This window comes from Ancylobacter pratisalsi, assembly GCF_010669125.1.
GTDB lineage: Bacteria > Pseudomonadota > Alphaproteobacteria > Rhizobiales > Xanthobacteraceae > Ancylobacter > Ancylobacter pratisalsi.
The window spans coordinates 1,429,961-1,444,246 of record NZ_CP048630.1; the positions used below are offsets into that span (position 1 = coordinate 1,429,961).

Here is a 14,286-nt window from a genome sequence, read left to right on the forward strand (position 1 = left end):
GCGAACCTCAGTCCGCGCCGGCCTCGGCTTCGGGAACGGGGATCGGGCTGGCGAACTGCCGCTCGGCGGTGAAGGAGCGCACATTGCCCGTGGGCGCCGTGCCCTCTCCAGCCTTGGCGGTTTCAATCGAGCCGGTCGCGGTCGTGTCGAGGCCGAGCCATTTGGCGAGCGGGATCCCTGCCGGCGGCAGCGGTATGCCGGGGGGTCGCGACGTTGCGGGCGGTGCGGCCGGGCGCGCTGACGGATAGGCATTCGGAGCCGGATAATTGGAAGCCGGAGCCGGATAGCCCTGCGTGGGGTAAGGGCTCGCCGGATAGCCCGCCGGCTGGGCAGGCGCCGGCTGGATGGGGGCCGGCTGAGGCGGCGCGCCGTAGTTCGGCGTCGGCGAACGATAGTTGGGATCCACGCCGTGGCCATAGGCCGGCGGCGGCGCGGAGCGTCCCGGAGTCAGCGCCATGGGCGCTCCCGGCGCGGCGAGAGGCACCGGCGCAGCCGCGGCGGCGACGGGCCTCGGTCCGGAAGCTGGTGCCCTGGGCAGCGGCGTCGTCGCGATAGGGGCGGACGAGAAGATCGCCGCGTTGTCCGGTGCATAGCCCTCATCGGCAGACGTCTCATCCGCGACCGGCGTAACGGCGGCCGGCGCCGCGACCATCGGTCGGGCATTCCACGGCGCCGGTGAGAGTGGAGCCTTGTAGCTCGGGCTCGCCATCGGCGGCGCCTTGTAGACCGGCAGATTGGGCGGAGCCGGGGGCGTGACCTTCGGGTTGCAGGCCATATGGCCAGACGCCCGACGCATCAGATCCACATGGATATGGTCGTAATGATAGACGTTCGAGCCTGGGCCCAGCACGGTGGAGAAGCGCTTGCAGGCGGTGAATTGCACGGTGCGCAGGAAACCGCGCTCATCCGCGCTGCCCTTCCATCCGGTCTTCACCAGAATGATCCGGCCATCCGCAAGCACGAATCCGCCGATGTCGAAGGCATTGCCGAAGGCATGCTCGGAAATCTTGCCGGACGGACCGCCGTTCATGTTTCGGCAGGAGTAGGACGACATCTGCTTGACCGTCGCCACGGGCTGGCCGAACCAGGCCATGGCGGCAGGCTGGATATCCTCCAGCAACCAGCGGTCGACCGAGGCGGTGATCGGGCAGGCAAGCGTCGCCTTCGGGGAAACCTCGACGGCCCCCTCATTGAAAGCGAGCACACGGAACGGGTGTTCCATGCCGCAAGAACCAGCGCCCTCGATCTCCTTGACCGGAACAGTGTAGGCGGAGGGCTTTACAAGGCCCCCCGCCAGGCACCGTTCCTCTGCTTCCGTGCGCCAGGGTTCGCGCTGCTCGAGCCCGAACTTGCAACCGGAAAGCCCCAGGAGGACGAGCGGGGCTACGAGAAACCAGGATACGCCGCGCGTCATGAGGGCACGCTAGGCGAAGTTGGTTGACAGCCGGTTAAGCAAGCGGCGCCGATTGCCCAGAAGAAACGAAACGGCCGGAGGTTTCCCCCCGGCCGTTATTATGATTTTCGAACTAATTCAGATATTTTTGACGATATCCTCGACCATTTTCTTTGCGTCGGCGAAGAGCATCATGGTGTTGTCGCGGAAGAAGAGCTCGTTCTCGACGCCGGCATAGCCGGCGGCCATGCCGCGCTTGATGAACAGCACGGTCTTGGCCTTCTCCACGTCCAGGATCGGCATGCCGTAGATCGCCGAGGTCGGGTCGGTCTTCGCCGCCGGGTTGGTCACGTCGTTCGCCCCGATCACGAAGGCCACATCCGCCTGCGCGAACTCCGAGTTGATGTCCTCAAGCTCGAACACCTCGTCATAGGGCACGTTCGCTTCCGCCAGCAGCACGTTCATGTGCCCGGGCATGCGCCCCGCCACCGGATGGATGGCGTACTTCACCTCGACGCCTTCCTCCTTCAGACGGTCCGCCATCTCGCGAAGCGCGTGCTGGGCCTGCGCCACCGCCATGCCGTAGCCCGGCACGATGATCACCTTCGACGCGTTCTTCATGATGAACGCCGCGTCCTCCGCCGAGCCCTGCTTCACCGGGCGACTCTCCGCCGCCCCCGCCGGACCCGCCGCCGCATCGCCGCCGAACCCGCCAAGGATCACCGACACAAACGAACGGTTCATCCCCTTGCACATGATGTAGCTCAGGATGGCGCCCGACGAGCCCACCAGCGCGCCGGTGATGATCAGCGCCGTGTTGCCAAGCGTGAACCCGATGCCCGCCGCCGCCCAGCCCGAATAGCTGTTCAGCATCGACACCACCACCGGCATGTCCGCCCCGCCGATCGGCACGATCAGCAGGCCGCCGAACACAAGGCTCGTCAGCACGATCAGCCAGAACACGGTGTGGCTCTCGGTCGCCACCAGCACGCCGATCAGCACCACGATCAGCACCGCAAGGCCGGCATTGATCACATGGCGGCCGGGAAGCATGATCGGCTTGCCGCTCATATTGCCGTTGAGCTTGGCGAAGGCGATCACCGAACCGGTGAAGGTGATGGCGCCGATCGCCACGCCGAGGCTCATCTCAATCAGCGCCTGGCCATGGATCATGCCCGGCTCGCCGATGCCGAACGCTTCCGGCGCATACAGCGCCGCCGCCGCCACCATCACCGCCGCAAGGCCCACCAGCGAATGGAACGCCGCCACCAGCTGGGGCATCGCCGTCATCGCGATCTTCCTCGCGATCACCGCGCCCGCCCCGCCGCCGATGGCAAGGCCGCCGATCACCAGCACCCAGCCCCCGAAGCCCGCCGGCGGGCTCGCCGCCAGCGTGGTCAGAATGGCGATGGTCATGCCGACCATGCCGTACATGTTCCCCTGGCGCGAGGTCACCGGGCTGGAAAGCCCGCGCAGCGCCATGATGAACAGAACCCCCGAGACGAGGTAGAGAACCGCTACCAGATTGGCGTTCATCCCCGTCCCCTCACTTCTTCTTCGCGTACATGGCGAGCATCCGGCTGGTCACAAGGAACCCGCCGAAGATGTTCACCGAAGCCAGCACAAGCCCGATGAAGCCGAAGCCCCGCGCCCAGCCCGTGCCCTCGGCCACCGTGTCCACGCCCACCGCCAGCAGCGCCCCCACCACGATCACCGACGAGATCGCGTTGGTCACGCTCATCAGCGGCGTGTGCAGCGCCGGCGTCACCGACCACACCACGTAGTAGCCCACGCACACCGCCAGCACGAAGATCGCCAGGCGGAACACGAACGGGTCGATCGCCCCTCCGCTCAGACCGTGCGCCACCGCGCCCGCCATCTCCGCGTAGTTCTGCGCCGCCGCGTCCGCGTAGGCCTGCGCCGCCTCCGCCGCCTGGCGCGCGACTTCCGCGGCCGTGCGGGCGCCTTCAACCGCGTTCTGCGCGGTCAGGTCCCCCACCGCGTTCTGGGCGAGTATCACGCCCCCTGCCGGATTGGCCATTTCTCTTCCCCTGAAGGTTCCAAGGTCCGGTGGCGCGCTCTCCCCGCGCCCACCGCCCTCATTCAATCGTCCCGAGGCGCATCCGTGCCGCCCGCCTGGCTCCCCGGCCCGAAGGCCGCCCGGGAAACCCGCGGGCCGGCAACCGGGCGCCGCTACGCCGCGCTCGCCGCCCCGGCCTCGGGTGCCGGAGCCCCGCCAAAGCCGGGATGCACCACCGCGCCGTCCTTGGTCAGCAGCGTCGCCTTCACCAGCTCATCGTCCCACTTCACCGCGAGCGCCTTGCTTTCCTTGTTCACCAGCGTCTCGACGAAGGCGTACAGGTTCTTGGCGTAAAGCTGCGACGCCGTCGCCGCCAGACGGCCCGGCACGTTCAGGTGCCCGACGATCTTCACCCCGTTCGCCGTGGTCGCCACCTCGCCCGGCACCGCGCCGACGACATTGCCCCCCCGCTCGACCGCCAGGTCGATGACCACCGAACCCGGCTTCATCGACGCCACCATCTCCTCCGACACCAGCTTCGGCGCCGGACGGCCGGGGATCAGCGCCGTGGTGATCACCACGTCCTGCTTGGCGATGTGCGCCGCCACCAGCGCCGCCTGCTTGGCCTGGTAGTCCGCCGACATCTGCTTGGCGTAGCCGCCCGCCGTCTCGGCCTGCTTGAACTCGTCATCCTCGACCGCGATGAACTTGGCGCCGAGGCTCTCCACCTGCTCCTTCGCCGCCGGGCGCACGTCGGTCGCCGACACCACCGCGCCGAGCCGGCGCGCCGTCGCGATCGCCTGAAGGCCGGCAACGCCCGCCCCCATCACGAAAACACGCGCCGCGGGAACCGTGCCCGCCGCCGTCATCATCATCGGAAACGCCCGGCCGAACTCGCTGCTGGCGTCAATCACCGCCCGGTAGCCCGCAAGGTTCGCCTGCGACGACAGAACGTCCATCACCTGCGCACGGGTAATGCGCGGCATCAGCTCCATCGCGAACGCCGACACGCCGGCCTTCGCCAGCTCCTCAAGCGCGGCCTCGTGCCCGTAGGGGTCCATGATCGAGATCACCAGCGCGCCGGGCTTGGCCCCCGACACCTCCGACGCCTCGGGACGGCGAACACCGAGAACGATATCCGCCCCCGAAACCGCCGCCGCGTTGTCCCCCACAACCGACGCCCCGGCCCCTTCATAGTCCCCGTCGCCAACCCCGGACAAATCACCCGCGCCAGACGAAACAAAAACCTCAAACCCAAGCCCAACATAACGCTTGACCGTGTCCGGGGAGCCCGCCACGCGGGGTTCACTCGACAGATCTTCCTTAAGTATTGATAGCCGCATTCCCTTCCTCCCTTAGAAGGTTCGTTAGTCGATTATTGTTCAGTCTTCCAAGACCACCAGAAGATCCTTGGCATCAATGGCGTTGCCGGGCGCCACCAATATCTCCTGTACCACTCCCCCACGCGGCGCGTGGATGGCGGTTTCCATCTTCATCGCCTCGATGGTGAGAAGAACATCACCCGCGCTGACCACCTGCCCGGTATGCACGGCGAGCGAGGAGATCGTGCCCGGCATCGGGGCCGCGACGTGAAGCTCATTGCCCTCTTCCGCCTTGCGCCGCCCGGCGACCTTTGGCACCGCGTCGCGATCGGCCACCACCACCATGCGCGGCTGGCCGTTCAGCTCGAAGAACACCTCGACAAGGCCGTCATCGCGGGTTTCGCCCAGAGCGGTGAGACGCACCATCAGCGCCTTGCCGCGCTCGATCTCGATCGTGGCTTCGTCGCCCGGCTTCATGCCGTAGAAAAACACGGGGGTGGGAAGCGCCGAGACCGGCCCGAACTTGGCGACGACCGGTGCGAAGTCGGCAAACACCTTCGGGTACATCAGATAGGAGGCCAGCTCCTGATCGCCGGCCTCGTGACCGATGAGCTTGGAAGCCTCGGCGCGCTCGGCTTCCAGATCGGCGTCGTCCAACAGCGAGCCATAGCGCACGGTGATCGGCGGCTCGCCCTTCAGCGCCTTGTTCTGCAAGGCCTCCGGCCACCCGCCAAGCGGCTGTCCGTATTCGCCGTGAAGCATCGCCACCGCCGAAGCGGGGAAGGCGACGTCGCGCTTGGGGTCCAGCACGTCGGCAGCGGAAAGTCCCTGACTCACCATCATCAGCGCCAGATCCCCCACAACCTTGGAGGACGGCGTCACCTTGATGATGTCGCCGAACAGGTCATTGGCGTCGCGATAGGCCTTCGCCACCTCGTGCCAGCGGCTCTCCAGACCCATGGAGCGCGCCTGCTCCTTCAGGTTGGTGAACTGCCCGCCGGGCATCTCGTGCAGATAGACTTCGGAGGCCGGCCCCTTGAGATCGCTCTCGAACGCGGCGTATTGGGCGCGCACGCCTTCCCAGTAGAAACTGATGCGCCGGATCGCATCGGGATCGAGCCCGGTGTCCCGCGGCGAGCCGCGCAGCGCCTCGACGATCGAGCCGAGGCACGGCTGCGAGGTCATGCCGGACATCGCGTCCATGGCAAGGTCCACCGCATCGACCCCGGCCTCGACAGCCGCCAGCACCGAGGCGCCGGCGATGCCCGAGGTATCATGGGTGTGGAAATGGATCGGCAGGCCGATCTCTTCCTTCAGCGCCTTGAACAGCACCCGGGCGGCCGCCGGCTTTACAAGCCCGCCCATGTCCTTCAGGCCGAGAATGTGGATGCCGGTCTTCTCCAGCTCCTTGGCCATGGAGATGTAGTACTTCAGGTCATACTTCGAGCGCGCCGGATCCAGCATGTCACCGGCGTAGCAGATCGCGCCCTCGACGAGCTTGCCGGTCTTCAGCGCCTCATCGATCGAGACGCGCATGTTCTCGATCCAGTTGAGGCAGTCGAACACGCGGAAGATGTCCATACCCGCATCCGCCGCCTGGCGGATGAAGAAGCGCACCACATTATCGGGGTAGTTGGCGTAGCCGACACCGTTGGCCCCGCGCACCAGCGTCTGGGTCAGGACGTTGGGCACGTTCTCGCGGATCTTTGCCAGCGTCTCCCACGGGTCCTCGGAGAGAAACCGCATCGCCACATCGAACGCCGCGCCGCCCCAGCATTCCAGCGACAGCAGCTCCGGCAGGCCGCGCGCATAGGAATTGGCGACCTGCGCCAGGTCGTAGGAGCGCATGCGGGTGGCCAGCAGCGACTGGTGCGCGTCGCGCATGGTGGTGTCCGTCACCAGCACGCGTTCCTGTGCCAGCATCCAGTCGGCGAAGCCCTTCGGACCCAGCCGCTCAAGCAGCTGGCGCGAGCCTTCGGGCGGTTCGTTCAGGAAGGCGGGCGGTTCAGGCACACGCGCCGTGGCCGCCGGCAACGCCCGGCCCTTCACTTCGGGATGGCCGTTCACCGTCACGTCGGCGATCCAGGCCAACAGCTTGGTCGCGCGGTCGCGGCGGCCGCCGAAGTCGAAAAGCTCCGGCGTGGTGTCGATGAAGCGCGTCGTGTAACGACAGGCAATGAAGTCGGGATGGGTCAGCACGTTCTCAAGAAACGGCAGGTTGGTGGCCACGCCGCGGATGCGATATTCGCGTAGCGCCCGGTACATGCGGGCGATGACCTCCTCGCTGGTCGGCGCCCATGCGGTCACCTTCTCCAGCATCGGATCATAGAAGCGCGTCACCACCGCGCCCGAATAGGCCGTGCCGCCGTCAACGCGTATGCCGAAGCCCATGGCGCCGCGATAGGCGGTAATGCGGCCATAGTCAGGAACGAAGTTGTTCTCCGGGTTTTCCGTGGTGATACGGCACTGCATGGCGTGGCCATTTAGCCGGATCTCGTCCTGGCTCGGAATGCCCGTCTGCGTGACGTCGCCGATGCGCCCGCCCTCGAGGATCTTGATCTGCGCCTTGATGAGGTCCAGCCCGGTGACGACCTCGGTCACCGTGTGCTCGACCTGGATGCGCGGATTGACCTCGATGAAGTAATAGGCCCCGGTCTCGGCATCCATGAGGAATTCGACCGTGCCGGCGCCGATGTAGTCGGTGGCCCGGCCGATGGCCAGAGCCGCGTCGGTCAGGCCCTTGCGGGTCGCTTCGTCGACATAGGGCGCCGGGGCCCGCTCGATGACCTTCTGGTTGCGCCGCTGGATTGAACAGTCGCGCTCATAGACATGGACCAGATTGCCATGGGTATCGCCGAGGATCTGGACCTCGACATGACGCGCGCGACGGACCAGCTTTTCGAGATAGACCTCGTCCTTGCCGAAAGCGGCCTTGGCCTCGCGCTTGGCCGTCATCACCGCATCGAGAAGCTTGTCCTCGCTTTCGATGGGACGCATGCCGCGCCCGCCGCCGCCCCAGCTCGCCTTGAGCATGACCGGATAACCGACCTTGCGCGCGGCCTCCAGCACGACCTGCCCGTCATCGGGAAGCGGCTCGGTCGCCGGCATGACGGGCACGTCGACGGAGATGGCGAGGTTACGTGCCGCCACCTTGTTGCCGAGCGTGCGCATGGTCTGCGGCGTCGGCCCGATGAAGATGATGCCGGCCTGCGCGCAGGCCTCGGCGAATTCAGGACTCTCGGAAAGGAATCCATAGCCGGGGTGGATCGCGTCGACCTTTGCTTCCTTGGCGACGCGGATCACCTCTTCGATCGACAGATAGGCGTCGATCGGCCCGAGCGGCTTTTCGAGCCAAGCGCCACGCCCGACCAGATAGGCCTCGTCCGCCTTGAACCTGTGAAGGGAGAGCTTGTCCTCTTCCGCGTAAATGGCGACCGTCGAGATGCCCAGTTCGGTCGCGGCCCGAAAGACGCGGATCGCGATCTCGGATCGGTTGGCAACGAGAAGCTTCTTGATCTTGCGGGTCATGGCGAGCGCGGGCCTATGGTTGCGGTCGGGGAAAGGACGATCTCGGGACCTACATCCTGGCTTTGGACAATAAAGAGCCTCGTTCCGCCGCCTGACCAGCCCGATGAGCCGGCGATGCATCAGTCATGCCGGATCAAACTCACATCGGGCCACTTGCGCGTGCCATCTATTGGTATACAGAATTACGGATGCCAGCAAGTTGATTTCGCGCATCGGCCCCTGCCCGCTGTGCATCGTCGACGAAATGGCACCAGCAGCGGCGGCGATGGTGCCAGCGATGGCGTCAGTCGCACAAACGTTGCTGCAATGCGGAAGAAATTGGGCGGCGCAGCATCAAGCTCCGTTGTCTTTTTGCAGCGAAATTCTAAGTTTTGAACGTCTTCGTCGCCAAATCGACACGCTGCGATGCAAGATAACAACTAAGCGACAACTGTCCCGTTTTGGTTCATAGCTGGCATGTCGACGCTTGCGTCGGCACGCTTCACGACGGAGGAATAGTATGGTTATGCGGCGGGAACGCGCGACGAAGATCGTGGCGACCCTGGGCCCGGCTTCATCCAGCCCGGAGATGATCAAGGCTCTCTTTGAGGCAGGGGTCGACGTATTCCGGCTTAATTTCAGTCACGGCACGCAGGAAAATCATGGCCGTGTGCTCGGCGCCGTGCGCGCGCTGGAGAAGGATGTGGGCCGCCCCATCGGCATTCTGGCCGATCTTCAGGGCCCGAAGCTGCGCCTCGGCAAGTTCGTCGACGGCTTCATCAACCTGACCGCCGGCACCACCATCCGTTTCGACACCGACCCGACACCGGGCGACGAGAAGCGTGTGCCGATTCCTCACCCGGAAATTCTCGAGGCCCTGCACGAGGGCTCGACCGTGCTGCTGGACGACGGCAAGGTGCGTGTGCGGGTGGTTCGCAAGGGCGCCGGCTTCATCGACGCCGAGGTCATCGCCGGCAATCGCCTGTCCAACAACAAGGGCTTCAACGTCCCCGACGTGCTGCTGCCGGTCTCGGCGCTCACCGACAAGGACCGCTCCGACCTGTTCTTCGCGCTCGATCTCGGCGTGGAATGGATCGCGCTCTCCTTCGTGCAGAGCCCGCAGGACGTCATCGAGGCCCAGGAACTCATCCAGGGCCGGGCGCAGATCAACCTGAAGCTGGAGAAGCCGCTCGCCGTCGAGCACCTCACCCGCCTCACCGAGCTGTCCGACAGCATCATGGTGGCGCGTGGCGATCTGGGCGTGGAACTGTCGCTGCCTGAAATTCCCGCGCTCCAGAAGCGCGTGATCCGCGAATCCCGCCGCCTGGGCAAGCCGGTGATCGTGGCCACCCAGATGCTGGAATCGATGATCACCTCGCCGGTACCGACCCGCGCCGAGGTCTCGGACGTCGCCACCGCCGTCTATGACGGCGCGGACGCGGTCATGCTCTCGGCCGAGAGCGCGGCCGGCCAGTACCCGATCGAGGCCGTCGCCATGATGGACCAGATCATCAAGCAGGTGGAGCGTGACCCGGGCTACCGCGCGATCATCGAGTCGCAGCGCCCCGATGCCGGCCATTCCGTCGCCGATGCGGTGACACAGGCCGCCTATCAGGCAGCCACCTCGGTCGATGCCGGCGCCATCGTGACCTACACGCTGTCGGGCACCACGACGCTGAACGCCGCGCGCGAGCGTCCGCATATCCCGATCGTCGGCATTGCCAGCCAGCTCTCCACCGCGCGTCGCCTCGTCATGTCTTATGGCGTCCACGTGGTGCATGCGCCGGAGGAGATCCACACCTTCGGCGAAATGGCGACCAAGGCCATGCAGATCACGCTGGAGCACGGCTTCGCCAAGGAAGGCGACTGCATCGCGATCACGGCCGGCGTGCCCTTCGCGACACCGGGCACCACGAATGTTCTGCGTCTCGTCACCCTCGACAAGACGATGCTGGCGCGCCTTCCCAAGGCGTCCCAGCCGGCGGAGGCCCCCCGCCGCGCCGCGGCGAAGGCCGGCGACACCTCGGTTGCGCGCTCCCAGCCGATCGATACCGCGGCGGACGAGAACGACGCCGGCTGAGCGGCAACGCCTGCCGAACCCACACGCGATAAAGGCCCTCTCTTCACGGGAGGGCTTTTTTCATTCCGGCGGTCCCGGCAAACTCAGGTCGGAGGCTCGGCCTCACCTGCTCCCAGTGCGCGCTGCATCAGTACCGAGTCGACCCATCGACCGTGCTTGAATCCCACCGCGCGCAACGTGCCGACATGGGTGAAGCCGTGGCGGCGATGCAGCGCGATGGAGCCCGCGTTCGCGCTATTGCCGATGACGGCGATCATCTGCCGCCACGGTCCCGCCTCGCAATCGGCGATCAATGCCGCCAGCAGCGCGCTGCCGATGCCGCGCCCACCCTGTCCCTGCGCGACATAGACCGAATTTTCCACCGTATAACGATAGGCCGGCCGGGGCCGGTAGCTGGTGGCATAGCTGTAGCCGACGACCTCGCCCTGGAACACCGCGACCAGATAGGGCAGGCCAGCCTCGAGCACAGCCGCGCGACGGCGCGCCATCTCCTCCCGCGTGGGCGGCGTTTCCTCGAAACTTGCCAGCCCATGCAGCACATGGTGCGCATAGATGGACTGGATCGAGGCGATGTCGCCCTCTTCGCAGGCGCGCACCAGGGGACAAGACTCGTGGGGCATCGGCTTCAACATTTTCTCGCCGCGCGCCGGCCGCACAAGCGAAGCTCGCGGATGGCCAAGGCACGCGGATCACCTCGTCTGTCCCGCCTATAGCCGAGCGCACCCGCTCTGTCCTCGCCTTTGCCTGGCCTTAAGCGGGCGGGCGGGCAACAAGGCGGCGCAGCTTGCCCAGCTGAACCTCCGCCGTCTCGTGCAGATCAAGCGTTCCGGCGAAGCGTCCATCCGGGCCCATCAGGTACACCACAGCGGTGTGGTCCATGGTGTAGCCGCTCTCAGTCGGCACCTTGCGGGCATAGGCCTTGTAGTTGGCCACCATGGTATCGATCTCTTCCCGTGATCCGGTAAGCGCGAGGATGCGCGGATCGAAGGACGACATGTAGGTCTTCAGCTGCTCCACGCTGTCGCGTTCCGGGTCGACGGAGACGAACTGCACCTTGAGCCGGTCGGCATCGGTGCCGAGCTGCGGCAGGAGCTGGGAGAGCGCGAACAGCGTGGTGGGGCACACATCCGGGCAGCTGGTGAAGCCGAAGAACACGGCATGGGGACGCCCCTCGACATCCTTCTCGCTGACGCGGCGCCCTTCCTGATCAGTCAACGCGAAGGAACCACCAAGCTCGGAAATGTCGATCGCCACTTCCCGCGGAACCGGGCGCCCGGCGGCGTCCTCGCGGGTCCCCTGCCCGGTTCGGGTGAGGAGCAGCCAGCCAAAACCGGCCAATGCCAGCACCACCAGCACCCACAGAACCCGTCGCACGGTCCTCATTCTTTCGCCCCCCTCGGTTATTCGAACCGGGGGGTGACGCCTTCGCGACACTGGGTCAATTCACGAAACCGGGGGGCGTTCACTGCGTCGTCGTCGCTGGCCCGCCATAGGGATCGGCAAGCGCGGCGGTGGGCTGGCTGACCGGTATCTTGCCCGAGGTGAGCGCGGCGAGTTTTTCCGGACCCGAGCGGCGGAGCACCTCGCGGAAGGTCGGATGCATGCCGCCATCCACATAGGGGGCCGCGACAGCCGGATTGGCGGCGGCGACGGCGACCATCTGCGCGGTCTCGGCGATCTGGCGCTGCTGGATACGCTGGGCCATCTCGACACTGTCCGGATCGGCCGGACACGCGCCGAGCGGGGCGAGCGCGGCATCCGCCGGGCTGGCCTGTGGTGAAAAGCGATAACGCCCCGCGCAGGCGGTCACGACGGGCGGCTTGCGCGTCAGGTCGAAATACTCGGTGCCTTCCTGCAAATTGCGCCAGAACGCCATGTTGGGATCGTTGCGGTGGGCGGCAAAATTGGCCGGCGTCATGCGGAATGGCAGCGCCTGCACCTGGAAACTCTCCTGCCCTCCCCTCAGCGCCTCGCGGGCGAGTGCGTAGATTTCCTGCACGCCATCATTGGTCATGGCGTAGCAGCCCGCGGAGGTGCAGGCCCCATGCACCATCAGCGCGCTGCCGGTGTAGCCAAGCGCGCTTTCCAGCTCGTTCGGGTAGCCGAGATTAAACGACAGATAGTATTGCGAGCGCGGGTTCAGCTGCGCCCTGGATACGGAGTAGAAACCCTCCGGGGCCTGCCGGTCGCCCTCGCGCGTCTTCGGCCCGAGCTTCCCGGACCAGCGGCACATCGGATAGGTCTTGAGCAGGGCGTAGGTGCCGCGCGTCGTGCGCTTCCACACCTCCATCTCGCTCTCCTGCTTGTAGATACGGATCATGATCGGGTCTTCGGGCGTCATGCCCTTTTCCGACATTTCCGAGAGGATCTTGCCGTTCAGCGGCACCTCGCCGCGATCGTCGCGGTCCATCGACGCGCAGCCCGCCAGTGCGGCCGCAGCGATCGCGACGGCGAAAAGACCTAGTCTGGCCAGCAGCTTACTCAACAACACGGGACTCCCGGCGTGCATCATTCTCATCCCGCGGCGCCTCGCTCCTGGGCGTGACTCGATGGGCCGACGGGACGCCCGGACGTCATGAAGCTCCAATATGGTTTTTCCTTTATGAACACGGCGGCCGCGCACGCGGATGTGAGGTTCCACCCGCACAGCGACAGAGATTGATGCCCGCACGCCGGAGGTATTACATCCGCGCACGCCGTCGGCCGCGCAGCGCGATTGCCGGGGTGGCACATCTGTCGGGAGCGCGCACCATGTCAGCCTCACGGCCCGCCCCGAGAGCGGCCGCCCTCACCCTCCCATCGGACATTGTCCCGGCAAAAGTGCGGCCGCGCGTGACCTGCCTCGACGGAGTGCGAGGGGCGGCGGCATGCGCCGTGGTGGCCTTCCATTTCTTCTATGCCTTCACCCCCGGTCCTTTCGCCGATAAGGCGCGCACCGGCTTCACCATCTTCGACACACCGCTGGCGGTGCTGTGGAATGGGCATTTCGCGGTCTCGATCTTCTTCGTGCTGTCGGGGTTCGTGCTGGCGGCTTCGGCGCCGAAAAGCGCGCACGAGGCGCCGCTGATGATCAGCCTGCGCTATCTGCGCCTCGGGGTCCCCGCTCTCGTCTCCTCGATCCTCGCCTGGGCCTGGCTCAACGGCTTTCCCGATGCCGCCCGGGAGGCACAGGCGATCAGCACCAGCACGTGGTTTCGCTGGACCTATCAACCGCCCATCCCGCCCCTGTCGCAGGCGATCTGGGAAGGCGGCGTCGGGGTGTTTCTCAATGGCACGACCGGCTTCAACAACCCGCTATGGACCATGCGGGCGGAGCTTCTCGGGTCTGTTCTGATCTACGGGTCCTACGGCGTCCTCAAAGGCGACCTGCGCCGCTGGGCGATGGTGGTGGGCATTGTCGGATTCGCCGCGACGGGCCTGTTCTATCTCGCCGCCTTCTGCGGCGGGGCGCTAGTGTTCGAGTTCCGCGGGCATCTGCGCGACCGGCCTAGGGCGGGTCTTCTCATCGGGTTTGCCGGGCTCGTCATCGGCGCGACCTATCCCTACCACGCCTCAGGTCCCGGCCTGCTCGACGCCATCCAGTCACGCCTCGGCGGCGAAGGCTGGCGGCAGGCCGGCGCGGTGCTGGCGCTGGTCTCGGTGCTGACCACTCCGGTCCTTCGCCGCTTCTTCGACAGCGCACCGCTTCAACGCCTCGGGGCACTGTCCTTCCCGATCTACCTTGTCCATGTCCCCCTTATCGTGGCACCGGCCGCATGGTTCTTCGTCGCCTTTGCCCCGCTGGGGGCAGCGGGCGTCGGCGGCCTCTTCGTGCTGGTGTGCCTGGCCACGCTCGCACTGGCCTCGGTCTTCCTGGTCACGGTGGAACGCCCCCTGCTCGCGGGGCTGAAAGCCGTTCGCGCACGGGCTCGGACGGCCGCGCCGCGCGCCGCGCCCTAACGCGTTCTCGACCGAAGAGGGCTCC

10 protein-coding genes are annotated in these 14,286 nt (G+C 66.3%); 2 read left to right on the forward strand and 8 right to left on the reverse strand.

All coding sequences use genetic code 11. The features are described from left to right. Positions 1 to 7: 7 nt before the first annotated feature. The 5 genes from G3A50_RS06900 to pyc form a co-directional block, all read right to left on the reverse strand. Positions 8 to 1,414 carry an extensin-like domain-containing protein gene (locus G3A50_RS06900; RefSeq protein WP_163074558.1) on the reverse strand — a complete coding sequence of 469 codons (1,407 nt, stop codon included), beginning with the start codon at positions 1,412 to 1,414 and terminating at the stop codon, positions 8 to 10. 117 nt (positions 1,415 to 1,531) lie between these two features. Beyond that, the gene (locus G3A50_RS06905) at positions 1,532 to 2,929 is read right to left on the reverse strand and encodes an NAD(P)(+) transhydrogenase (Re/Si-specific) subunit beta (protein ID WP_163074559.1); all 1,398 of its coding nucleotides are present in this window, start codon (positions 2,927 to 2,929) and stop codon (positions 1,532 to 1,534) included. A gap of 10 nt (positions 2,930 to 2,939) precedes the next feature. Then, positions 2,940 to 3,434 (reverse strand): proton-translocating transhydrogenase family protein, encoded by a 495-nt coding sequence (locus tag G3A50_RS06910; RefSeq protein ID WP_163074276.1) that lies wholly within the window; start codon positions 3,432 to 3,434, stop codon positions 2,940 to 2,942. A gap of 152 nt (positions 3,435 to 3,586) precedes the next feature. Further along, entirely contained in the window at positions 3,587 to 4,756 is a 1,170-nt protein-coding gene (locus tag G3A50_RS06915) for a Re/Si-specific NAD(P)(+) transhydrogenase subunit alpha (protein WP_163074560.1), read from the reverse strand. A gap of 39 nt (positions 4,757 to 4,795) precedes the next feature. After that, complete coding sequence (gene pyc, locus G3A50_RS06920) at positions 4,796 to 8,263, reverse strand: pyruvate carboxylase (protein WP_163074561.1); 3,468 nt, start codon at positions 8,261 to 8,263, stop codon at positions 4,796 to 4,798. 505 nt (positions 8,264 to 8,768) lie between these two features. On the opposite strand from pyc, the gene pyk reads away from it, so the two are divergent. Beyond that, positions 8,769 to 10,322, forward strand: a complete 1,554-nt coding sequence (pyk, locus tag G3A50_RS06925; protein WP_210255238.1) for a pyruvate kinase — start codon at positions 8,769 to 8,771, stop codon at positions 10,320 to 10,322. A gap of 83 nt (positions 10,323 to 10,405) precedes the next feature. Here the strand turns inward: pyk and G3A50_RS06930 are convergent, their stop codons facing one another. From G3A50_RS06930 to G3A50_RS06940, 3 genes are all read right to left on the reverse strand, one after another. Beyond that, complete coding sequence (locus tag G3A50_RS06930) at positions 10,406 to 10,942, reverse strand: GNAT family N-acetyltransferase (protein ID WP_210255239.1); 537 nt, start codon at positions 10,940 to 10,942, stop codon at positions 10,406 to 10,408. Between the two features lie 130 nt (positions 10,943 to 11,072). Then, positions 11,073 to 11,705 carry an SCO family protein gene (locus G3A50_RS06935; protein ID WP_163074564.1) on the reverse strand — a complete coding sequence of 211 codons (633 nt, stop codon included), beginning with the start codon at positions 11,703 to 11,705 and terminating at the stop codon, positions 11,073 to 11,075. 79 nt (positions 11,706 to 11,784) lie between these two features. Beyond that, the gene (locus G3A50_RS06940) at positions 11,785 to 12,834 is read right to left on the reverse strand and encodes a L,D-transpeptidase family protein (RefSeq protein WP_425483470.1); all 1,050 of its coding nucleotides are present in this window, start codon (positions 12,832 to 12,834) and stop codon (positions 11,785 to 11,787) included. A 239-nt stretch (positions 12,835 to 13,073) separates the two neighbouring features. Between G3A50_RS06940 and G3A50_RS06945 the strand changes: the two genes are divergently transcribed. Further along, complete coding sequence (locus G3A50_RS06945) at positions 13,074 to 14,261, forward strand: acyltransferase family protein (RefSeq protein ID WP_281355844.1); 1,188 nt, start codon at positions 13,074 to 13,076, stop codon at positions 14,259 to 14,261. Positions 14,262 to 14,286: the final 25 nt, after the last annotated feature.